This is a genomic window from Pseudomonas sp. 14P5.3.2, assembly GCF_057799175.1.
On record NZ_JBYOKU010000060.1, the window covers coordinates 1 to 22427 of the forward strand.

Annotated in this window: 13 protein-coding genes and 1 pseudogene; 3 read left to right on the plus strand and 11 right to left on the minus strand. The window is 61.0% G+C overall.

Features of this window, described 5'->3' with window-relative positions; genetic code table 11:
• Positions 1-56 precede the first annotated feature (56 nt).
• The 4 genes from AC27VU_RS28255 to AC27VU_RS28270 form a co-directional block, all read right to left on the minus strand.
• Complete coding sequence (locus AC27VU_RS28255; protein WP_488725362.1) at positions 57-1235, minus strand: PepSY-associated TM helix domain-containing protein; 1179 nt, start codon at positions 1233-1235, stop codon at positions 57-59.
• Between the two features lie 75 nt (positions 1236-1310).
• Positions 1311-3812, minus strand: coding sequence for a TonB-dependent siderophore receptor (locus AC27VU_RS28260; RefSeq protein WP_488725363.1), 2502 nt, complete (start codon positions 3810-3812; stop codon positions 1311-1313).
• Between the two features lie 87 nt (positions 3813-3899).
• On the minus strand, positions 3900-4901 hold the full coding sequence (locus tag AC27VU_RS28265; protein WP_488725364.1) for a FecR domain-containing protein: 1002 nt from the start codon (positions 4899-4901) through the stop codon (positions 3900-3902).
• Positions 4901-5401, minus strand: coding sequence for a sigma-70 family RNA polymerase sigma factor (locus tag AC27VU_RS28270; RefSeq protein ID WP_003220433.1), 501 nt, complete (start codon positions 5399-5401; stop codon positions 4901-4903). The genes AC27VU_RS28265 and AC27VU_RS28270 overlap by 1 nt, the downstream gene beginning before the upstream one ends.
• Positions 5402-5713: 312 nt before the next feature.
• Between AC27VU_RS28270 and AC27VU_RS28275 the strand changes: the two genes are divergently transcribed.
• Positions 5714-7594 carry a methyl-accepting chemotaxis protein gene (locus tag AC27VU_RS28275; protein WP_103519918.1) on the plus strand — a complete coding sequence of 627 codons (1881 nt, stop codon included), beginning with the start codon at positions 5714-5716 and terminating at the stop codon, positions 7592-7594.
• Positions 7595-7740: 146 nt separating this feature from the next.
• Here AC27VU_RS28275 and AC27VU_RS28280 read toward each other — a convergent pair whose 3' ends face one another.
• From AC27VU_RS28280 to AC27VU_RS28300, 5 genes are all read right to left on the minus strand, one after another.
• Positions 7741-8208 (minus strand): SRPBCC family protein, encoded by a 468-nt coding sequence (locus AC27VU_RS28280; protein WP_201136110.1) that lies wholly within the window; start codon positions 8206-8208, stop codon positions 7741-7743.
• Between the two features lie 24 nt (positions 8209-8232).
• On the minus strand, positions 8233-11625 hold the full coding sequence (locus tag AC27VU_RS28285) for an amino acid adenylation domain-containing protein (RefSeq protein ID WP_488725365.1): 3393 nt from the start codon (positions 11623-11625) through the stop codon (positions 8233-8235).
• A 13-nt stretch (positions 11626-11638) separates the two neighbouring features.
• Positions 11639-12568, minus strand: coding sequence for a diiron oxygenase (locus AC27VU_RS28290; RefSeq protein WP_488725366.1), 930 nt, complete (start codon positions 12566-12568; stop codon positions 11639-11641).
• A complete protein-coding gene (locus AC27VU_RS28295) occupies positions 12565-13341 on the minus strand; it encodes a DUF3050 domain-containing protein (protein WP_003220443.1) in 777 nt (258 codons plus the stop codon). Before AC27VU_RS28295 ends, AC27VU_RS28290 begins: the two co-directional genes overlap by 4 nt.
• A gap of 767 nt (positions 13342-14108) precedes the next feature.
• Positions 14109-14819, minus strand: a complete 711-nt coding sequence (locus tag AC27VU_RS28300; RefSeq protein ID WP_045122243.1) for a GntR family transcriptional regulator — start codon at positions 14817-14819, stop codon at positions 14109-14111.
• A 194-nt stretch (positions 14820-15013) separates the two neighbouring features.
• Here AC27VU_RS28300 and lapG point away from each other — a divergent pair, with 194 nt between their 5' ends.
• The gene (gene lapG, locus AC27VU_RS28305) at positions 15014-15706 is read left to right on the plus strand and encodes a cysteine protease LapG (protein WP_003220445.1); all 693 of its coding nucleotides are present in this window, start codon (positions 15014-15016) and stop codon (positions 15704-15706) included.
• Between the two features lie 14 nt (positions 15707-15720).
• Complete coding sequence (lapD, locus tag AC27VU_RS28310; protein ID WP_262141636.1) at positions 15721-17667, plus strand: cyclic di-GMP receptor LapD; 1947 nt, start codon at positions 15721-15723, stop codon at positions 17665-17667.
• Positions 17668-17794: 127 nt separating this feature from the next.
• Here the strand turns inward: lapD and AC27VU_RS28315 are convergent, their stop codons facing one another.
• On the minus strand, positions 17795-18133 hold the full coding sequence (locus tag AC27VU_RS28315; RefSeq protein WP_003220449.1) for a hypothetical protein: 339 nt from the start codon (positions 18131-18133) through the stop codon (positions 17795-17797).
• A gap of 147 nt (positions 18134-18280) precedes the next feature.
• A pseudogene (locus AC27VU_RS28320) lies at positions 18281-22427 on the minus strand (LapA family giant adhesin); the annotation flags it as partial.

The following is a 22427-nucleotide window of genomic DNA, read 5'->3' on the forward strand; positions in this document are numbered from 1 at the left end:
AGAACCCCTGTCTGCTAACGCAGACAGGGGTTTTGTCGTTTCAGGGCTCCCAAAACTCAGGCCGCTTTGCGAGCCTTGCTGATGCGCCGGGCCTGCCACTTGCGCCACCAGATGTAGACGCCAGTCCCCGATAGCCCCGCGATCAGAACCCCCAATACCGCGATGATCACTTGCCCGGTGAAGCCGATGATCCGTCCGCCATGTATCGGTAGTTGCAAGCGGTAAAACCGTTCCCCCAATGTCCCTTGTCCGGCAATTTCCTGACCTAATAATCGCCCGTCAGTACCGTGGAAGAACAACCAGGATTTGCCATGCGCTTCAGTGTCGTGATGCCCGAATCCTGCGCCGTAGAAGTTGTACTCAAAGCTGTAATACAACTCCCCGATCGCCGCTGTCAGTCCTAACCTCTTCCCTTCCAGCAATGCCCTTTCGTACGCCTGTTGATAACTCAACTGCGTCACCCCTAACGCCGACGGAGGCATTCGCCCTCGGGCCTCATAAACGCTCGGCTCGATCGGTGAAAACAGCGACACCGCCGGTTTGAAGACCTGACTGGGCAAGTTCATCGCGACACTGCTGACCGCAATCGGTAGCAACAACAACCACAGCCACAATCCCCCCGCGCGATGCAGATCGAAGTTGAGCCGATAAGCGTGCCCGCCCTTGATCTTCCAGGCCAACGACCACTTTTTCCAGAACGGTTTGCCACGGGGAAGCGTCAGCCACAGCGCAATGAAGCAATCGATTACCCAGGCGATGGCAACCAGGCCCATCAACCACAGGCCCCAGTTGCCGGGCAACGTCAGGTTGTAATGAAACTCAAGAATGAACGGAATGAAGTTCTCCCGCGCAAAGCAGCATTCACCCCAGTAACGTTGGCCCTTCTGCTCGGCATTTACCGGGTCCAGATAGAACACCTGATTGCGCTCATCAAACGGTTTGCCGGTCGCCGGATCGTTGCGCGGCACCGCCGCCAACATGGCGGTATGTCCCGCCTCCTGCGGATACTCCATGTACCAGACCTGCAACTTCGGATGCGAGGTTTGCACCGCGTCGACCAAGGTCCCGGGAGGCAATCGTTGCCCCTCAGATGAAGCCGCGTAGAACTGCGGATTCAGCCACTCATCCAACTCATGATTGAACGCAAGAATGCTTCCGGTGATCCCGGCCAGCAGCAAAAACACTGCCGTCGCCAACCCGATATAGCGATGCAACAACACCAACAATGCGCGCATGAAATGTTCCCCACAGAGACGACAAAGCCAGCCCCTGAAAACAGAGGCTGGCTTTTTTATGCACAAGGCAAAGGTTTAGAACTGGTAGCTGACCGTGGCAGCGACGTTGCGCTCTTCGCCCATGTAGCAGAAGTTCAGACTCGCGCAGGAGGCCACGTAGGATTCGTTGGTCAGGTTGTTCGCGTTCAGACGCACGTCGACACCTTTCAAACCGACCTTGCCCAGGTCATAGCCGATCGATGCGTCGAACAGTGTGTAGGACGGCACCTTCAGGGTGTTCTCCGCATCCGCCCAGCTGTAACCGACATAACGCACACCACCGCCCAGACGCAGGCCATCGAGTGCCGCGCTGTCGAACTTGTAGTCAGCCCACAACGACGCCATATGCCGCGGCGCCTGGGTCGGCGAGTTGCCTTTGTTCTCGATCACGGCGGTCGGCGTGCTCAGAGTGCTGACCATCGACTTCGAGTACTCGATATCGGTGAAGGTATAGCTGCCGAGCACTTTCAGGTTGTCGGTCAACTGCATGTGCGCTTCCAGCTCCAGGCCTTGCGAGCGGACAGCGCCTACCGCGCGGTAGAAGTTTTCCTGAGGCAGCTTGGTCGCCAGATTTTCCTGATCGATCCGGAACAGCGAGGCGGTGAACAGGTTGTCGGTGCCCGGCGGTTGATACTTCAGGCCGACTTCCCACTGTGTGCCATCGGTCGGAGGCAGAGGATTGCCAGCGCTGTCGGCATACGAGTTCGGGTTAAACGACTCGGAGTAGCTGATGTACGGCGCCAGGCCGTTCTCGAACAGATACAACGCGCCAGCACGGCCGGTCAGTTTGGTGCGCCGGTCATTGATTTCAGTACCGACCGGACGGCCTGCTTCGGCGATACGGTTCTCATCCGACGTCTCGACCCAGTCCTGGCGCAGACCCAGCGAGAAGCGCCACTGGTCCATCTCGATCAGGTCTTGCAGGTACACGCCGGTCTGCTCCAGGCGCCGCAGGTAACTGGTATCGCCGTACATATCGATCGCCGAATTGCCGTAGACCGGGTTGAACGCGTTGATCGGGGCCAGGCCGCCACTGGTCCAGTCGACCACGGTTTTGCGCCGTTGATAGTCGGCGCCCATCAACACCGTGTGCTTGGTGGCACCGGTGAAGAATTCGGCCTGCAGCATGTTGTCGACGATGAACGCATGCAGACGTTCATCGCCGCCGGTGTAGTAGCGGTTCAGTTCGTTGCTGGTTGGCGTCGTCCAGCCGTAGGCGTAGACCTGATCCATGTTGACCTTGGAGTCGAGGTAACGGAAATTCTGCCGCGCCGTGAAGACATCGTTGAAGCGATGCTCGAACTGATAGCCGAACGACTGCTGATCCCGCGAGTAACCGTCAATCCCCGGCTCCCCCTCGAAGAAGTGCGGCGAGATGCGGTTGCCGTTGCGCTGATGAATCGTGCCATCCGCCGGCACGCCACCGTGGTAGCCGCCATCCGGATCGTGCTGCAGATACGCCTGCAGCGTCAGCGAAGTGTCTTCGCTGAAGTCGATGCTCAGGGTCGGTGCGAGGGCGAAGCGTTTTTCCTTGTTGTGGTCGAACTGCGTGTCGGACTGATCCGTCAAACCGGTCAGACGATAGGCAATGCGTTTGTCGTCATCGACCGGACCGCTGAAGTCAAAACCGACACCGCGCTGGCCTTGGGTGCCAACCGTGGCCTGAACCTGATGATAGGCCTCGTACAACGGCTTTTTGCTGGTCAGCGCCACCAGGCCACCGGGCGAACTGCGGCCATACAAGACTGACGACGGGCCTTTGAGAATATCCACACGCTCAAGGAAATACGGATCGACCTGCATGGTGCTGTAGGTGCCGCTGTCGCCCATCGACTTGAGGCCGTCGAGGTAGATGTTGTCCACCGAGCCGTCGTTGAAACCGCGCATCGCCACATAGTCGTAGCGATGAGTTGCGCCGTAAGGGTTGGTCAGCACGCCGGGGGTATAGCGCATCGCCTGGGAGACGGTCTGTGAGCCTTGATCGTCCATTTGCTCGCGGGTCACCACCGATACGCTTTGCGAAGTTTCCAGCAGCGCGGTACTGGTTTTGGTAGCGATCTGGCTGTGGGTGGCGTTGTAGCCTTCCATGCTGCCCAGCGCGTTACCGAGGGCGAAACCTTTGATGTCGGTGGTTGGCAGTGCCAGCGCCTCGGGTTCGCCGATTGAACGCAGGATGTAGCTGTTTCCGTCTTGGCTGACCGCTTCCAGACCCGAGCCGCCCAGCAAATGGCTCAACGCCTGATCGGTGGAATATTCGCCCTGTACGCCCGGAGACTGCCGCCCCTGCGTTTGCTGCGGGGTCATCGACAAGGTGATGCCCGCCTGACGCGCGAACTGGTTCAGCGCTTCGCCCAGCGGGCCGGCGGTGATGTTGTAGCGATGACTGCTCGCTTCACTGGCATTGGCGGCGAGGCTCAGGCCTGGCAGCACACCGGCGCCCAGAACGGTGGACAGCAGGGCAGCGCGAATGGCGTGCCCCAGCAGGCCCGATTCGGCAGTGAAGTTCAGCGAGTTCTTACAGGTGAGGCGGACAGTCATTGTAGGTTTCCGTAGGCAGTCGCAAAGGCTGAGTTGAAGTGCTTACTGACCAAGCCGGACTTGTCGCGAAAACCCGCCAAAATAATTTCAGGCCACAGCCTCAAGCGTTACCCACCAACGGGTGCGATAGCGCAATTGCACCGGCAAAGTCTGCGGCAGGATTGCCAGCAGCTTGTCGGTGTCCTGCAGGCGGAACACACCGGACAGGCGCAGATCAGCCACCTGCGGCGTGCACGTCACGAAGCCCTGACGATAACGTCCGACTTCATTGAGGAAATCGCCCAGGCGCATGTTGCGGGTCACAATCAAACCATCGACCCAGGCGCCCACGTCCATATCCAGTGGAGGTGCAGGGCGCACCTGATGGTGATCGATCAGAAAGGTCTGCCCGGCGAGAGCCTCAACTGAAGCTCCGCCGTTGTGGATGGCGACGCGCCCGGAGCTGACGCTCAGTCGCGTGCAATCGTTTTCCTGGCGCAGGATGAAGCGGGCATTGGCCGGCTCATAAGTGCCATGGCGACTTTGCACGCGAAGCGGCCGGCTGAACGCCGCGCCTTCATCATTACTCCCGCAAGTGACGATGATTTCGCCACGGGTGAGTTTGATCAGCCGCTGCTGCGCGGTGTAATCCAGATCCACGGCGCTGGCCGTGTTCAGCTCGATCCGCGTGCCGTCGGGCAACTGGAAGCCGCGACGCTCGCCGGTCGCCGTAGCGTAATCAGCGCGCCACTGCTGCCACACGGAGGTGTCCTTGGCCAGCCACGCGGCGGAACCCATCAGCACCGCGCCGGACAGCAGCTTCAAGGCCTGCCGCCGCCCCAGCCCCTGCGCACTGTTTTCCAGGGTATTGAACGCCACCTGTGCGCCGGGCACGGCGCGCAGGTTATGGCTCAGTTCGGCCTGCAGCGACTGCACGCGCTGCCAGGCCAGTTCATGCTCGTGATGTTCGGCGCGCCACGCTTCGCATTGGCGACTCAGGCGCGCATTGCCATGGTTGTTGCGCAGCCGCAGCAGCCAGTGAATGGCTTGTTTGACCACCTGTTGCGGCGGTTCGGCGCGTCGCCCGGTCGAGAGGTTATCCACAGGCATCAGCTGTCGTACCGCAACACGTAGCAGTGATACAGCGCATCGGCGACGTAACGCTCCACCGAACGCAGAGACAAGCCCAGCTGTTCGGCGATCTGCTTGTGCGTCAAACCTTCGCACTGCGCCAGCAGAAATGCCTGACGGACTTTCGGCCGCAAGCCTTCAAGCATGCGCGCGATGCTTTCGAGCAACTCGATCACCAACGCGCGGGCTTCGGCGCTCGGGGTTTCGGCTTCGGGCAAGTGGGCGATGGTTTCGAGATAGGCGCGTTCGATTTCTTCACGACGCCAATGGTCGATCACCAGGCCGCGAGCGATGGTGCGTAAAAATGCGCGGGGCGCCTTGAGCTCCAGGCGTTCGGTACGTTGTAGCAGGCGTACGAAGGTGTCCTGAGCCAGATCCGCCGCATCTGCGGCATTGCCCAGCCGTGCTCGCAGCCAGGCGTTGAGCCAGCCGTGATGACTACTGTAAAGCGCCTGCACTGCAAACTCAGGTGAGGACATGAACGCGACAGCCCGAACGTCACAAATGATAATTAGTCGCATTTTTATCAAGGGCGGTGAATTTTGCAACCTCCGCTCGGATAACCAGCATAAAAAACTTTTTAGCGAACGCTCTGGCACGCCGTTCGGCGGGAATCTGTCAGAAATGCCGTGCATTTCCCACACAACCCTAAGATTTCTGCGAACCGTGCCGACAGACTGGTGAGACATGCGTGCACCAAAGTAGAGCGGCCATCAGAACGCTGCCTGCGCTGTACATGGAATGTTGCATCCCGGAACGCATCCCCACTTTTGCATAAGAAGTCCCATGAAATGAATCTCAAGTTCAGCCATAAAATCCTGTTGGCCGCCTCGGGCGTCGTGGTCCTGGCTTTCGCTTTGTTCACCCTCTACAACGACTATCTGCAGCGCAACACCATTCGCCAGAACCTCCAGTCGTCTGTGCAGCAGGCCGGCGATCTGACCGCCAGCAGCGTGCAGAACTGGATGAGCGGGCGAATTCTGGTGCTGGAAAACCTCGCGCAGAACGTTGCCCATCAGGGCAAGGACGCCGACTTCCCGGGGCTGGTCGATCAACCGGCCTTCACCTCGAACTTCCAGTTCACCTACGTCGGTCAGGCCAACGGTGTGTTCACCCAGCGCCCTGACGCGAAGATGCCCGACGGTTACGACCCGCGTCAGCGTCCTTGGTACAAGCAAGCCGTTGCTGCCGACAAAACCATGCTGACCCCGCCGTACATGGCCGCGGTCGGTGGTCTGGTGGTGACCATCGCCATGCCGGTGAAAAAGAATGGCGAGCTGCTGGGGGTGGTCGGTGGTGACCTGAGCCTGGAAACCCTGGTGAAGATCATCAACTCGGTGGACTTCGGTGGCCTCGGCCACGCATTCCTGGTCAGCGGTGACGGTCAAGTGATCGTCAGCCCGGACAAAGACCAGGTGATGAAGAACCTCAAGGACATCTACCCGAATTCCGGCGTGCGCATCGAGAAGGGCAACCAGAACGTGGTGCTCAACGGCCAGGAACGCATTCTGTCGTTCACTCCGGTCAGCGACTTGCCGAATGCCGATTGGTACATCGGTCTGTCGATCGATCGCGACAAGGCCTACGCCGCCCTCAGCCAGTTCCGTACTTCGGCGCTGATCGCGATGTTCGTCGCGGTCGCTGCGATTGCGCTGCTGCTGAGCCTGCTGATCAACGTCCTGATGCGTCCACTGACCACCATGGGCCGTGCGATGCGGGACATCGCCCAAGGCGAAGGTGACTTGACCCGTCGTCTGGTCGTGGAAGGCAAGGATGAGTTCGCTGAACTGGGCAGTTCGTTCAACCAGTTCGTCGAACGCATTCACGCGTCGATTTCCGAAGTGTCCTCGGCCACGCGTCACGTGCACGACCTGTCGCAACGCGTGATGGCCTCGTCCAACGCCTCGATCATCGGTTCCGACGAACAAAGCGCGCGCACCAACAGCGTGGCCGCCGCGATCAACCAGTTGGGCGCCGCCACTCAGGAAATCGCGCGCAACGCCGCCGATGCTTCGCAGCACGCCAGCGGCGCCAGCGAGCAGGCCGATGACGGTCGTCAGGTGGTCGAGCAGACCATTCAGGCGATGACCGAGCTGTCGCAGAAGATCAGCCTGTCGTGCACGCAGATCGAAACACTCAACGCCAGCACTGACAACATCGGCCACATTCTCGATGTGATCAAAGGCATCTCGCAGCAGACCAACCTGCTGGCGCTCAACGCGGCCATCGAAGCGGCACGTGCCGGTGAAGCCGGACGCGGTTTTGCGGTGGTGGCGGACGAAGTGCGCAACCTCGCCCATCGCACCCAGGAGTCGGCGGAAGAGATCCACAAGATGATCACCTCCTTGCAGGTCGGTTCCCGTGAAGCGGTGACCACCATGAACGCCAGTCAGGCGTCCAGCGAAGAGAGCGTTGAAGTGGCTAACCAGGCCGGTCTGCGCCTGGTCAGCGTGACCCAGCGCATCGGCGAAATCGATGGCATGAACCAGTCGGTGGCCGCTGCAACCGAAGAGCAGACCGCCGTGGTGGAAACCCTCAACGTCGACGTCAACCAGATCAACCTGCTGAACCAGCAGAGCGTGGCCAACCTCAATGAAACATTGAAGGATTGTGATGCGTTGTCGCAGCAGGCCAACCGCCTGAAGCAGCTGGTGGACAGCTTCAAGATCTGATCCGCAGATTGAAGACCGCGTTATCGTTCTTCGCGAGCAAGCCCGCTCCCATAGGTTGGCCGTGTTCCTCTTGAAGGAATGCGATCAAAATGTGGGAGCGGGCTTGCTCGCGAAGGCGGTAGCTCAATCACCGCAGAACTGAAGCCTTATACAAACAGCTTCAACACATTCCCCATCGCATCATCGGCAAACCCCTGCACGAAATCCTTGAACCCCGGCAGTGCTTCCTCCCCACCTGAAGCCGGCTCGGCAATGATCGTCCAGGTCGCCCGCGACTTCCCTGCGCCCAACGATTCCACATTCATCGCCGCCCACAGATTGGCCACACCCAAGGTGTTGTAGATCGTGGTCCAGGTCATGGCCCGTGCCTGCTCATCGCGGGAGTTGAGTTGCTCGACCACCACGTTGCCGTCCTTGAAGAATTTCTTGCGCAGCGAGGACACGCCTTCGCCGGTCATTTCGATGTGCGACAGCGCCGGGATGAAGCGGTCGAAGCCAGCGAAATTGCCGACCACCGCCCAGACCTGCGCGGCGTCCGCCGGCACTTCCACCGAAGAGATGACATGGCAGCCGTGAGGGTTTTTGATCAGGGTGTCCGGTTGCAGAGTGCTCATAGTATTGCTCCTTTTTTGGATGAATCAGATGAAGTTGATTTCTTTCAGGTAATCGCAGCCGCGACGCAGCAGCGCCGGGGATTTTTCCGGGTAGTGCGCGCCCATCTGTTGCACGCCGGCTTCGGCGTTGGCGTGGCCGATCAGGGAGATGTCGCCAATGTCCTCCTCGAAGCCGTTGAGGTAGAAACCGAGCACGCCAAACAGCGCGTTGTCGGTGTCGACCCGGCCCAGTTGCTGCTGCCAGTCGGCGACGCTGACCAGCGAGAATTCACTGCCGGTTTCGCGGAACGAGGCGACGTAGGCATCCCAACTCAGCGGTTCGGGGTTGTGCAGGTTGAACACAGCGCGCTCGGTCGAATAACGGCTGGCGTGGAAGGCGATGAAACGCGCTAGAAAGTCCACCGGCATCAGGTCGAAATTCAGCGCGAAGGCCGGCACCTGACCGAGCTGGATCGAGCCTTTGAGCATCAGCATCAAGCGGTTTTTGTGCGGCTGGCAGACGCCGCTCAGGCTGTTGAAACTGATGTTGCCGGGGCGATACAGGTTGACCCACACCCCCCGCTCGCGCGCCCGCTCGAGGACGCGTTCGCCGACCCACTTCGACAGGTTGTAGCCGTTGCGGATGTAGATCGGCGGGGTCGGCGCGGCGGGCAATTCGAGCACTCGGCCTTCGCTATCGACGGTGCTTGAAGCGGACAGCGTCGAGACAAAGTTGAAGACCTTTTTGCTGCGTCCTTCACACAGGCGCAGCAGCTCGAAAATCGGCTCGACGTTATCCGCTGCCAGCGACTCGTAATCGAGCACGTGGTTGACGTTGGCGGCGTTGTGCACCAGTGCGCCGAACTCGCGATCGAGGCGCTGATAATCGTCGTCGGTCAGGCCCAGTTGCGGGCGGGTGAGGTCTGCCGAATAGATCCGCACCCGACTCAGATCCAGGTGCTCGAGACGGTTCTCGCGCAATGCCTGAGCAAAACGCTGCGCCGCCGTTTGCCCGCCACCATCACGCACCAGACACGCCACCTCGCTGGCGCCCCAACCGAGCAGTGCTTCGACGATGTGCACGCCGACAAAACTGTTGGCGCCGGTGACGATCACCTTGTGCACATCACCCAGGCGACTGATCGGCAGCGGCTCGATGTTCAGCGGGCGCTCGGCGTCGGCCATGGCCTGGGCGCTGAGCACCGCGCTGTCGTCGGTACCGCGCACCAGCGTCGCGAGTTTGCTGATGGTCGGCAGTTCGATGAAGCGGTTGATCGAGATGCTGCGCCCGAACTCCTCACGCAAGCGCAGCAACATCCGCGACAGCAGAATCGAATGTCCACCGAGATTGAAGAAGCTTTCGTCGGTGGAAATATCGCTGCTCGGCAGCTCCAGCAGTTCCGCCCAGATCTCCAGCAGCAGCGCTTCGTCGGCGTTTGCCGGCAGGCATTTCGGGCCGCCGTCCTGCACACTCACCGGCAGCTCCAGCAATGCCTTACGGTCGACCTTGCCGTTGCTGGCGAATGGCATCTGCGCCAGTTCAGTCCACGCCACCGGTTGCATGTAGTCCGGCAGAAACTGCTGGGCATGCGCCTTCAACAGATCGCGGGCAGCGTCCGATTGCGGCTGGGCGAGGAACGCCAGAATCCGCCGCTGACTGTCGATCACCACCGCCACCTGACGGTACAACTGGCTCTCGCGCAGGCAGCGCTCGATCTCTTCCGGCTCGACCCGGAAACCGCGGATCTTCACCTGATTGTCGCGCCGTCCGCACAGCTCGATGCCGTGCTCGCCCCACTTGGCCATGTCGCCGCTGCGGTACGCGCGCAACGCTTGGCCGTGTGGCAGTTGCAAGGTGAGATAGCGCTCGGCGGTCTGCTGCGGGTTGTTCAGATAACCGAGGCAGACGCCGGGGCCGACGATGAACAATTCGCCGACGGTGTTTTCCGGCACCGGTTGCAAGTCGTCATCGAGAATCAGCACCTGACTGTTGGCAATCGGTGCGCCGAGGGTGCGGTTGCTGTCACCCGGTTGGAGCTGGCGAGCGGTAATCAGCACCGTCGCCTCGGTGGGGCCGTAGAGGTTGTGCAGCTTGCCCTGCCGGGTCAGTTGCTCGATGACGAAAGGCTCGCAGACGTCGCCACCGGTCATCACCTCCACGCCTTGCAGTTGCTCCAGCGGCAGGATGCTCAGCAGCGCCGGCGGCAGGAACGCGTGGGTCAGTTGTCGGCGGCGGATCAGCGCCACCAGTTGCAGTGGATCGCGGCGTTGGGTGTCGTCGGGCACCACCAGTTCGGCGCCCTGCAGCAGACTCGGGAAGATATCGATCAGCGATGAGTCGAAGCTCAGCGAAGAGAACTGCAAGACCCGACTCTCGGCGCGCAACTGCACGTAATCGGCGTACCACGCCGTGAAGTGCGCGAGGTTCGCCTGGCTCAGCAGCACGCCCTTCGGATGCCCGGTGGTGCCCGAGGTGTAGAGCGCCATGCATGGCGCTTCAAGCGTCGGTCGCTGACGCATCAACGGCAGGTCGAGATCGGCGTCGGCACTGTCGATACGACTGACATCCAGCCCGGGCATCGACTCACCGAGCGGGTGCTCGCCGTCGTGCAGCAACAACACCGCCCCGGCGTTTTGCAGGATGTATTGCTGGCGCTGCAACGGATGGCTCGGCTCCAGCGGCAGATACACCGCGCCACTGCCGAGCACCGCCAGAATCGAGGCGAACAGCGCCGGGCTTTTCGGCTGGCAGATACCCACGATCCACGGCTGCGGATGCTGTTCGAGCAGCGGTTGCAGACGTTGCTGGATCGCACGGCTGTGGGCGTGCAACTGGCGGTAGCTGAGCGACTGCTCGGCCAGATGCAGCGCCGGTCGCTCGGCGTGTTCGATCAGGCTCTGTTGCAGGCGCTCGATCAACGGTGTCTGCGCCTGTTGCAACAATGCCGGATGCGCCGTGGCGTTGAGGCGATGGACGTAAGCCAGGCTGTCGAGAAACGACAGGTCTTCCACCTGCTCGAAGTCCGGCGCCGTGGCCGGCGATGCCTGCTGGAAGTACCCGGCATCGCGGGAGAAGCGGCTGACCAGCAGCGCGACTTCGTCGACCAACTGCGTCAGCACTCGCTGGCGCAGTGCCTGACCGTTGCCGGACGGCTCCTCGCCAATCGGCACGCGGCTGATCAGTGACGAGCCGATGAAACACAGCAGGTCGAGTGTCGGCAAACCACCAATGCTTTGCCTTCCGATACCCAGGCGCAGATGCAGGTGGGGGATTGCACAGCGATCGCCGGCGCCGATGAAGCCATCGTCGATGATCAGATCCACTGTCGATTGCGCGGCGCCGCTGCGCATCAATGAGTGACCGTGTTGTTCGAGTTCCTGTGCCAGGTCGGTCATGGCCTGGCTGGCGCCAATCAGCAAAATGTCGAGACGTCTCATGTCGGCCTCCTCATCACACCAGATAGTCACGCAGGGCGTGCTGCACGCAGGGCGTGTCGAGCAGCGAGCTGTTGTGGAAAAAACGCACGATGTTGCCCACCAGCGGATGGTGGCGATTGATCGGGAAGGCCAGCCCGGCCATTTCGTCCTTGAGCGAGCGGCGGATCACATCACTGACCGGCAAGGCGTCGATCAGGCGCAGATCGAAGGACTTCTGGATGTCATTGGTCAGGTAATGGCCGATGAACACCGGCAGGATCTGCGCGATGGTTTCCCGGTCCGCGTCATTGGCGCTATGCCAATAGATGCGCACCATGCGCGCCCAGAAGCTGGAGTGCCGGCCCTCGTCGAGCAAGTGATCGGCCATCAGGCCTTTGATCGACGGCTTGACCGTGTCGTCCCGGGCGAACGCGGCGACATCGCCGGTCACGGTGTTTTCGGCGATGGCCACGCAGATCAGTTCTACCGCGCTGCGCAGGTGCTCGGGCGCCAGGGCCACAGCGGCGGGAATCGCCCGGCTCAGTTCGATTTCAGTGGGCAGTTCGATCGGCTCGATGCCGGTCATGGCCACGGTCTGCTGCATGAAATCCATCGCCACCAGTGCGTGATAATCCTCGTCCACCACCACGGTCATCGCGTCGTAGCGACAGGCGAACGGGAAGGGTACGGCGAAGCGATTCTTGGCGATGGCGCGGGCGGTCTGGTCGACGATTTCGGTCTCGAAAATCACCACGTCGTTGATGAACTTGTACAGCGTCTGCACCAACGCAAAATCACGCTGCTGCGGGCACTCGCGCAGGAAGGTTTCGCTGAGCACCAGGGGCTGGCGGCTCAGCGGATAGATCAGGCGTTCATCGTCTTCCAGAACACGCCGTGGCCGGGTGCGGATGGTGGCGCGGGTTTCCCAGGCGTCGGCGAAGGATTGATAGTCGGCGGCGTTCATTGGGCCACCTCCGCCAAAGGTTCACGCATGCTCAGACGCAGGCCGTCCCACAGGGCGATGCGGCTTTCCACGGCCGCGATGGCGCTGGCGTAGACCTCGGCTTCACGCTGCGGATCGCCGTCGACCAGGCGCTCGAGCAATTGCTCGGCGGCCGGACCGTGATCCTCGGAGTCGACCTCGATGTGGCGCTCCAGGTAATAGCGAAAGGTTGGTGCCTGTTCGATGCCGATCCCCCAGTCATCGAGGATGCGCTGGAACATTGGCGGGATCACGCTCTCGCGACCATGCAGGAACGCGGCGGCGACGCTGTGGCCCGGTGCATGCAGCGCGGTGTTTAGCGTCTCGCGGACAAATTTCGCCGCTGCCGGATCAACCTCAACGCTTTGCAGAGCGACGTCGTAACTCACGCCTTCCTGCTGCAGCGCGACAAACCGTTCGACCGCCGTGGTGCTCGCACCGACTTCGCGCATGGCGTCCAGGTACAGCTCGAAATGGCTGTAATGGCCGTGAGCGGGACGATCATCCGACTCTTCGCCGAGCACTATTTCGTTGATCAGCCGCGCAGCATGCGGATCGCGTGGCGGCAGCCATGGCAGGCGGGTGCAGGTCAGTTCCTGCTGCAGGCGCTTGGTCAGCGACATGAAATCCCACACGGCGAAGACGTGAGACTCCATGAACCGGCGCAGTACCGATAACGAATCGATTTCGGTAAAGATCGGGTGAACGCTCAATTGAGCTTTTTTCAGGGCGAGTTGTTCTTTAGTTGGCATCATGGCGAACCTCGGTGTTATTGGAATAGAGGGAGTTGCTCGTTCAGTGCATCAACGCGGACTTGATAAATTTGAAATGTTTTCTATTGGCGAGTGCGGGCCTCATTCGGATTAATGAAAGTTTGCAAAGTGCATGAAAGGCTCTCGGCCATGCGTTGGCGACTATTTGCCAAAGCTATTGGCTGACTGCGGAGCCGTGCCGTGTTTGCGGGTTGAACCCGCTCGGCGAGGAAAAGCTAATACATCGTCAAATAACTTAACAAGTTTATTTTTAATTATTTTTAGTTGTGTGTTTTTCAAGTATGAGTTGGCCCGGTAAAACTTTTGATTTCAGTTTTACTTGGGCGTAGTTGCTCCTTTCGGCAAATAATGGCCAAAATTGAAGACAAGAGTGAATGCCTCACTCAAAGCAACTTTCCGATGCAAAGATTGAAGTGATGTATAGGAATGAAAGTTGGCCGGAAACGGCGCCGTAACTTCCTTTTATCCCGTGGCAAGGCTCCTTCCGTAGGTTCCTGGTGCGGGGACTGCGCCGGCGGTGCGGAGCGTCGCCCGTTCTTCATGGGTTGGCCGTTAAAGAGTGCGGGTAAATTGGCAGGACGGCTATGACCGATTCGTCCGCAGCGAGCTGCAATGCCGGGCATATGGGCGCTGGGAGGTTAGAGCGAACAGGCCGATCCGCCAGCAGATTTGCGGCGGAGCGCAGAGAGGATTTGTAAGCGGGTTATTCGCCGGTCAGGCGTGAAGAGCAGAGACCGGCAGAAAGGGAATCAGCGTACGGCCTTGCGGTTTTGTCCGGCAGGGCTGGCGAGGTAACGGGTGATCACGTCGACGCCACGGTTGAGGTGTTGCGTGAGCAGCTTCACCGATAGCTCGACATCGCGCTCGATCACCGCGTGGAGCATGGCGCGGTGATCTTCCTGGGACAACTTGCCCAGGCCCATGGCTTCAAGGTTGAAACGCAGAAAGCGCTCCTCCTCGTTGAGGCCGTCTTCGACCAGTCGCAGCAGCCGCTGATTCGGGGCCTTGCTGTACAAGGCCATGTGGAACAGGCGATTGAGCCGACCGATTTCGCCGTAGTCGTGCTGGGTCTCGAGCTCTTCGATATAGCTGGCGGCGCGTGCGTGATCGGCGCTGGTCAGCAGCGGGATCGATTGGCGCATGGCTTCGGATTCGAGCAGGATCCGCAACTCGTAGGTTTCGGTGGCGTCGCCTTGAATCAGCGGGGCAACCACAGCGCCCTTGTGGGTGGTGACACTCAGCAGCTCCTGGGCCTCCAGCTGACGCAGAGCCTCGCGCACCGGCATGCGGCTGACCCCGAACAGGTCGGCCAGGTCCTGCTGACGCAGGGCGGTGCCGCATGGCAAACGACCGTCAAGGATCGCCGAGCGCAAGGTCTCTTCGATGATCGAACGGGCGAGGTGTGCGGGAATCGGCCCGTCGACTTTGATGCTGTGCAGCGGTTTGGGCTTCTGTGTCACAACTACTCACCCTGAATGAAGACGGAATTTGGATCCAAGGACACTAGTGATTGCTCCACAGGTTGTCAAACCGTGTGAAGCTGCGATCCTGTGCGAAGTTTAGCGCGCTGGCGATGATCTCAGTGTGCCATTGTTTTTTGTCCGGCTAAGCTTCACCATCAAACGCTTTCCTTCCTGCCTCCTGGAAACCTGCTGTGGCGGTACGTTTCGCGATCCCCCGGACTTTGCGCTGGCTAGGCTGTGCACTGTTGCTGGCCGGCGTCATGCTGGGCGGTCTGCATGCCGATTGGGATTTTTCCGCGATCAGCCGCAAGGCCACGGCGCTGTACGGCCCGCTGGGTGCCGGGCAGCAGCGGATCGATGCCTGGCAGAATCTGCTGGCGACGCAGAAACAGGTCAGCGAGATGGAAAAGCTCAAGGTGGTGAATCTGTTTTTCAACAAGCAGATGCGCTATGTAGAGGACATCGATCTGTGGGGGCAGGTCGATTATTGGGAGACGCCCATCGAGGCGTTGTGGAAAGGCGCCGGCGATTGCGAAGACTATGCGATCGCCAAGTATTTCAGCCTGCGCCATCTCGGGGTATCCAGTGACAAGCTGCGCATCACCTACGTCAAGGCACTGCGCCAGAACCGCGCGCACATGGTGCTGACTTACTACGCCACCCCCGATGCCATGCCACTGGTGCTCGACAGCCTGATCGATCAGATCCAGCCGGCGTCGCAGCGAACCGATTTGCTGCCGGTCTACTCTTTCAATGCCGAAGGTCTGTACCTGCCGGGGGCCAAGGGCAACAAAAGGGTCGGTGACACCAAACGCCTGTCGCGCTGGCAGGATGTGTTGAGAAAAATGCAGGCCGAAGGTTTCCCGGTCGAAACGACTAACTAGGAGCACGCGCTCAGATGTCTTTGTTCAAACAGCTGTTGATCGCTATCTGTCTGTTCCTGGTGGTCGCCTTCACCGGCAGCTTCATGGTCAGTCTGGAGAGCTCGCGCACCCAGTACGTCAACCAGCTGCGCTCCCACGCCCAGGACGCCGCCACGGCGCTGGCGTTGTCGCTGACGCCGAATATCGACGATCCGGCGATGGTCGAACTGCTGGTCAGCTCGATTTTCGACAGCGGCTATTACGCGAGCATCCGCGTGGTCGATCTCAAGACCGACAAGACCATCGTCGAGCGCAGCGGGATTCCGGCGGTCAGCAATGTGCCGGACTGGTTCGTCAAACTGATTGGTCTGGAGCCGGCCGGCGGCGATGCGTTGGTCAGCCGTGGGTGGGAACAGGCGGCGCGGGTTGAAGTGGTCAGCCATCCGATGTTCGCCGTGGCCAAGCTGTGGCAGAGCGCGTTGGGCAGCCTCGGCTGGCTGCTGCTGTGCGGCGCGGTCAGTGCGGCGCTGGGCGCGCTGCTGCTGCGCCGGCAATTGCGCCCGCTCGACTACATGGTCAAACAGTCCCACGCCATCGCCCGCCGCGAATTCCTCAGCCTGCCGGAGCTGCCGCGCACTCCGGAACTGCGGCGCGTGGTGCAGGCGATGAACCAGATGGTCGAGAAGCTCAAGGCGCTGTTCCAGGAGCAGGCCGAGCGCAGTGAAAAACTGCGTGTCGAGTCCTATCAGGACAACTTGACCGGCCTGGCCAACCGACGTTATTTCGAAATGCAGTTGAACAATCGGGTGAGCAATGCCGAACAGGCCAGCTCCGGTTATTTGCTGCTGTTGCGGGTCAAGGATCTGGCCGGGCTCAACCAGCGCCTGGGCGGTCAGCGCACCGATGAATTGTTGAAAGCGGTCGGCGAGCAATTGTCCCGCGAGTGCGCCCGCTACCCGGAAACCCAGAACCTCGTAACGCGCATTCGCGGCGGTGAGTTCGCCGTGCTGGCGCCGGGGCTGGTGCGCGAAGAAGCGCTGCAACTGGCGCAGAACCTCGACAGTGCGTTGAGCAGCCTGCACGCCACCGGCGCCACGGATGTACCGGCCGTGGCCTCGATCGGCCTCGCCCCGTTTGCTCACGGCGATTCACCGCAAGCTGTGCTGACACTGGGTGATCAGGCGCTGGCGCAGGCTGAGGGGCAGGGCGAGCGGAACTGGGCCTGTATCGATCAGAGCCTGGTGGCCGATGTCGGTGACGATCACCACGCCTGGCATCGGTTGCTTGATCAGGCGCTGAACCAGCAGCGTTTCGAGCTGTACTTCCAACCGGTGGTGGCCGCCCAGGACACGAAACTGGTGTTGCATTACAAAGTACTCTCACGGTTGCTGGATGAGCAGGGCGAGACCATTCCGGCCGGACGCTTCCTGCCGTGGCTTGAGCGCTTCGGCTGGACCGCGCGACTCGACCGCCTGATGCTCGAGCGGGTGTTGGAGCAGATGAAGGGGCATGAGGATTCGCTGGCGCTGAACCTGTCTTCGGCAACCCTGGCCGATTCGCAGGCCCTGAACAAAGTGTTCGAGATTCTGCGTGCGCACTCCGACCTCGGCGAGCGCCTGACGCTGGAGATCGGCGAGGAACAATTGCCGGAGCAAGCGGTGCTGGAGCAGTTGACCCGACGTCTGCGTGAACTCGGTTTTTCCCTGAGCCTGCAGCGCTTTGGTGGACGCTTCAGCATGATCGGCAACCTGGCGCGGCTGGGGCTGGCGTACCTGAAGATCGATGGCAGCTACATTCGCGCGATCGATCAGGAGAGCGACAAGCGCCTGTTCATCGAGGCGATCCAGCGTGCGGCGCACAGCATCGATCTGCCGCTGATTGCCGAGCGGGTCGAGACCGAAGGGGAGTTGTCAGTGATTCGCGAGATGGGCTTGTATGGGGTGCAGGGGCAGTTGTTTGGTGAGCCCAAGCCCTGGAAGTAACCTGTTCGTCATTCGTTGTCGGTAAATCAGCCTTCGCGAGCAAGCCCGCTCCCACATTGGAATGCATTTCAAATGTGGGAGCGGGCTTGCTCGCGTAGGGGTCAGTCCGGTCACTGAAGGTCGCGGATCAGATCAGCCCGGTCTCTTCGTCGTCGATCAAGTGGCTCAACCCGCCCAGCGCTTCCCGCGCCTGGGTCCGATCCATCAGCTTGGCCTGCGCCGCCGGCGGCAGATCGGTAACGCGGATCACGCCCTTCTGGGTCAGCACCTGAATCAGGTCGTCGAGTACCCGAATCATCTCCAGATCGCTCTGTTTGAGCTGTTTCAGGCTGGTTTCCACGACCTCGTTGGCGAACCATGCCTGGATTTCATGGCTGTCGGCGGGCAGCGTTTCCGAGGCTTCGGCGTAGGCCGCAGCTTCCACGCGGATCAGCTGACCCTGCGCATCGCGTTGCACGTAAAACATTGAGCATCCCTCAGAAAGAACCAGCGTCATGCTGTCAGCAGCATAGGCCAACTGCGCGCGAGTATGCGGTGCGGCGACGAAATCGTCACCGGTGCGATAGGCGCAAACGTGACGGCCGCCCCAAGGGGCGGCCGTTTTGTTCACGCATCAGCTGTTGTTGTGGTCGACTTTGATGGTCGGATCGCTGCCGGCAATCAGGTTATGAATGTTGGCCGTTGACCAGTTGTTGCCTTCCAGTTTGATCGTCACGTCCGGAGTGGCCGCAGCGGCATCGCCGGAGTTGAACTTGCCGCCGGAGCTGACCTGCAGCGACGACACGCCGTCGACCGTGGTGATCTTCAGGAAGTTGTCGATGGTGCTGCCGGTCTCGCCCTGCAACAGGTCACGCAGATCGATGCGATCGCCTTCGTTGGCGTTGAAGTCCTTGATCACGTCGTTGCCGGTGTCGCCTGCTTTCCAGACGAAGGTGTCGGCACCGGAACCACCGATCAGGATGTCGTTACCCTGGCCACCGATGAGCGTGTCATTGCCGGTGCCGCCGAGCAGGATGTCATTGCCCTTGCCGCCGTCGAGCAGGTCGTTGCCGCCCGAACCGAACAGGATGTCATTGCCCGCGCCGCCCAGCAGCGTGTCGTTGCCGTCATGCGCACCGGACACATCGAACGCCTGATAGTGCTCGGTGATGTACTGGTGCACGTTGCTGGTGGTGACTTTGCTGACATCCACACCGGTTTGCTGTGCGACGTACGCCTGCATTGCCTGATAACCCTCGCCGGCAATGCCGTTGAAGCTCACCAGGTCGCCGAACAGGATGTCGTTGCCGTCGCCACCGCTGACGGTGTCGTTGCCCGGCATCGTCGCTTCGGTGTGGCCGATGATCGAGTTGGCCAGGTCCTTCGGATCGATGTTGGTTTGCGGCGAGTGATCCGAGTCGTACGGTTTCAGATCGTTGAGGCTGACACCGCTGTTGATACCGATGGCTTCGACGTTCGACAGGCCGTTGAGCAAGGCAAAACTGCTGTTGGCGTTATCGGTGGTGGCCGAGCTGGTGCTGCTGCCGCTGCCCGCCAGGCTCGACAGCTCATAGGTGCCATCACCCTGAGCGTGAACAGTCCCCAGATTGGTTGCGGTCCAGCCGTAACGGCTGGTGTAGACCTGCAACTGCGCACTGCCGTTGGCACTGATGCTCAGGTAATGCGTGCTGTCGATGTAAGTGCTGAAGGTATCGCCCAGCTTGTAGTTGCTGGTGGTCACCACACTGTCGAACTTCACGCTGCCGTACAGCGTCGGGTTGGTCTGCTCGCCGCTCTGGTAGTAGGTCGGCTGGCCGTCGGTGATGAAGTACGTGAGGTTCTTCGCCCCGGTGTTCGCCACAGCTTCCGTGCTCTGGAAGAAGTTGGCCGTGGTCTTGAACACGTCCTCGTAGTTGGTGCCACCGCCGGAGGTCATCGAGTCGAGTACGGCCTTGAGCTTGGTCAGCGCGTTCGGGTCGTTGAGGTTCACCGACACCGACTTGTTGACCTGGGTATCGAAGTCCACCAGGAAGATGTTCACCGTGCCCGAGTTGCTGCCGCTCAGGCTCTGCTTGAGGGTGTTGAACACCGAGGTCAGCGAGTCCTTGGCCGCGTTGATCGACGAGGTGCTCATGCTGCCCGAGGAGTCGACCATGAACGCGATGTTGTAGTTGGTGCCCGGCACCACGGTCAGACCGCCGATGTCGGCGACCATGATGTCGTTGCCATCGGTGCCGTTGAAGGTGTCATCGCCAGAGGTACCGACTACGGCGTTGTACACCGCCGGCACCACGGTGACCGGAATGGTCGCGGTGCTGCTGGCCGAGCCGCCGACCATCTCGGTAGAGGTCGACGTCACGGTCAGGTTGAACTGGCCGTTGTAGTAGGTCGGCGGGGTCACGGTCAGGCTGCCGAGGCTCCAGCCGGTGACGTTGGCTTCGCCATTGCTCGCGGTGACGGTGAAGCTGTGGCCGTGACCGTCGGAGAGTACCGAGCCGACCGGCGCACCGCTGATCTTCACGCTCAGGGTTTCCGAGCCGTCGGTGTCGGTCAGCGCAGTGTTGATCGCCGACAGTTTCACCGTGGTGCCTTCGGCGCCGGTGTTGAGTTTGTAGCCGTCGTAATAGCCTTCGCCGTTGGTGCCGTGCAGGTCGGAGACGGTCACACCGGAATTCACCAGATCCTGCACGCCGGTGTAGATCGGCACGCCGGCGCTGCTCAGGTCGATTGGCGTGCTGCCGTTGACCGACAGGTTCACGTCATAGCTGCCCGGGCCGCTCTGGTTGTGGTGGTAGATGTCCAAGGTGTAGTAGCCGCTGGTGGTCGGGGTGAACGAGCCGCTGATCGCACCGCCCGCGCCCCAGGTACCCGACGCCACACTCTTGCCGCCAATGGTGATCAGCAGACTGTCGTCAGCCACACCGCTGAAGCTGTAGGTCTTGCCGGCTTCCAGATAGATCAGGCCCGAGGTTTTCGACGCGGTGCCGGCGGCCACACTGCCGTCCGACTGCACATTGGTCACGTTGGTGCTGGAGTTCGGGGTGCCGGCGCCGTCGATCACGTTTTTCAGGGTGGTCGAGTTCGCGCCGCTGCCGTCGGTGCCAAGACCCGGCAGGCCGGTCCAGACTTCCTTGACCAATCCGGTGGACTTCACGCTGTTGTCGGCCACGCTCACGGTCGGTGCATCCGCCACCGGCGTGATGTCGATCTTTACGGTGCCGGTGTTGCCCAGCAGTTGGCCGTCGGTAGGCTGGAACTTGATCTGTGCATAGTCAGCCTGGTTGTTGCCCAGGCCGGTGCCGCCGTAACCGTTGACGCCCGACTCGTTGGCATCCGGCATGAAGCGCAGCTTGCCAGCGTCAATGTCAGCCTTGCTGAAAGTCTGGTTGTTGGCGACATCTTTCCAGGTCGAGCCGTCCAGATACTGCAGTTTGCCTTCGCCCGGCAGCTGGGTGATTTTGATGCCCAGGCTGCTGGCCGGGCTGTCGACGTCAGTCACACCGAAGGTCGACCAGCCGAGGATCAGCGGCGTGTCTTCGGTGCCGGTGACATTGACCGGAGCCGCAACCGGCGCATCGTTGACCGCCACCACGTTGACCGTGGTGGTCGCGGTGTTGGAGTAGTTGCCGCCATCGGTCACGGTCACGGTGATGATCCGCGGCACGGTGCTCGGGTCTTCACTGCTGTTGGTGAAGGTGATGTTCTTGATCGCCTGCATGTAGTCGGCCAGCGTCGCGTTACCCGACAGGGTCAGGGTCACGGTGCCGTTGGTGCTGTTGGCGTTGATGGTGATGCCGTTGACGCTGTTGCCGAGGTTCAGCGCATCGCCGTCCTGACGGTTGGTCAGCACGATAGTCGCGCCGGTCAGCATGGTGCTGTCCGGGTCGGTGATCGTCAGGTCAGTGTCGGCAATCGACACGCCGGCGCCCGGAGTGTTTTCGGTGAAGGTCACCTTGTAGTCGGCACCGGTGGCGCCGCTGGAGTTGTTGGCGTCGAGGTCGATGACCGGTGGCGCATCGTTGTCGATGATCGAGGTGCTGACGCTGCCGTTGGTGCTGCTCACGGCCAGGTTCTCGAAGTTGCCGCCGGTCGCCGAGTCGATCTTGACTACGAAGTTCTCGGTGCCTTCGGTGATCTTGTCATCGATGGTCGCGACGTTGAACTGCGCGCTGCTGGCGCCCGCCGGGATCTTCACGGTGTACACACCGGTGAAGTCCGAACCGTCGGCAGCGGTGCCGCTGTAGACGATTTTCAGGGTCACGTCGGTCTGCGCCGGGTGGGTCAGGCTGACGGTGTAGCTGGCGGTCTGGCCTTCGGTCACCGAGGTGCTGCCGGTAATGCTGACGGTGGTGGTGTCGATGGTATCGGCGACGTTGGTCACGGCCGGTGTCGTGCTCGGTACCAGGTTCTCGAAGTTGCCACCGCTGGCGTTGGTGATGGTCGCCTGCACGCTGCCGGCGTCTTTGTAGACGTCGTCAGCCGGAGCCGGAACGGTCACGGTGCCAGTGGTTTTGCCGGCGTCGATGGTGATCACCGAGCCGTTGCTCAGGGTCACGGTTACCGGGGAACCGGCGGCGTTGCTCAGGGTTGCGGTGTAGGTGATCTGGCCGCCCTCGTTCACCGCCGGGGTCGCGCTCAGCGACAGACTGGTGGTGTCGATGGTGTCGGTCACGGTGGTGCTGACCGGGGTCTTATCGGCGACGAGGTTTTCGTAGTTGCCGCCGGTCACGTTAGTGATCGAGTTGGTCAGCGGAGCGTGGCCGGTCAACGCATCGTTCGGG

Excerpts from the sequence above, each read along its gene's own strand:
- AC27VU_RS28255 (WP_488725362.1), bottom strand. The coding sequence starts at position 1,235 with ATGCGCGCATTGTTGGTGTTGTTGCATCGCTATATCGGGTTGGCGACG.
- AC27VU_RS28270 (WP_003220433.1), bottom strand. The coding sequence starts at position 5,401 with ATGTCCTCACCTGAGTTTGCAGTGCAGGCGCTTTACAGTAGTCATCAC.
- AC27VU_RS28290 (WP_488725366.1), bottom strand. The coding sequence starts at position 12,568 with ATGAACGCCGCCGACTATCAATCCTTCGCCGACGCCTGGGAAACCCGC.
- AC27VU_RS28260 (WP_488725363.1), bottom strand. The coding sequence starts at position 3,812 with ATGACTGTCCGCCTCACCTGTAAGAACTCGCTGAACTTCACTGCCGAA.
- AC27VU_RS28315 (WP_003220449.1), bottom strand. The coding sequence starts at position 18,133 with ATGTTTTACGTGCAACGCGATGCGCAGGGTCAGCTGATCCGCGTGGAA.
- lapD (WP_262141636.1), top strand. The coding sequence starts at position 15,721 with ATGTCTTTGTTCAAACAGCTGTTGATCGCTATCTGTCTGTTCCTGGTG.
- AC27VU_RS28280 (WP_201136110.1), bottom strand. The coding sequence starts at position 8,208 with ATGAGCACTCTGCAACCGGACACCCTGATCAAAAACCCTCACGGCTGC.
- AC27VU_RS28275 (WP_103519918.1), top strand. The coding sequence starts at position 5,714 with ATGAATCTCAAGTTCAGCCATAAAATCCTGTTGGCCGCCTCGGGCGTC.
- AC27VU_RS28295 (WP_003220443.1), bottom strand. The coding sequence starts at position 13,341 with ATGATGCCAACTAAAGAACAACTCGCCCTGAAAAAAGCTCAATTGAGC.
- AC27VU_RS28265 (WP_488725364.1), bottom strand. The coding sequence starts at position 4,901 with ATGCCTGTGGATAACCTCTCGACCGGGCGACGCGCCGAACCGCCGCAA.
- AC27VU_RS28285 (WP_488725365.1), bottom strand. The coding sequence starts at position 11,625 with ATGAGACGTCTCGACATTTTGCTGATTGGCGCCAGCCAGGCCATGACC.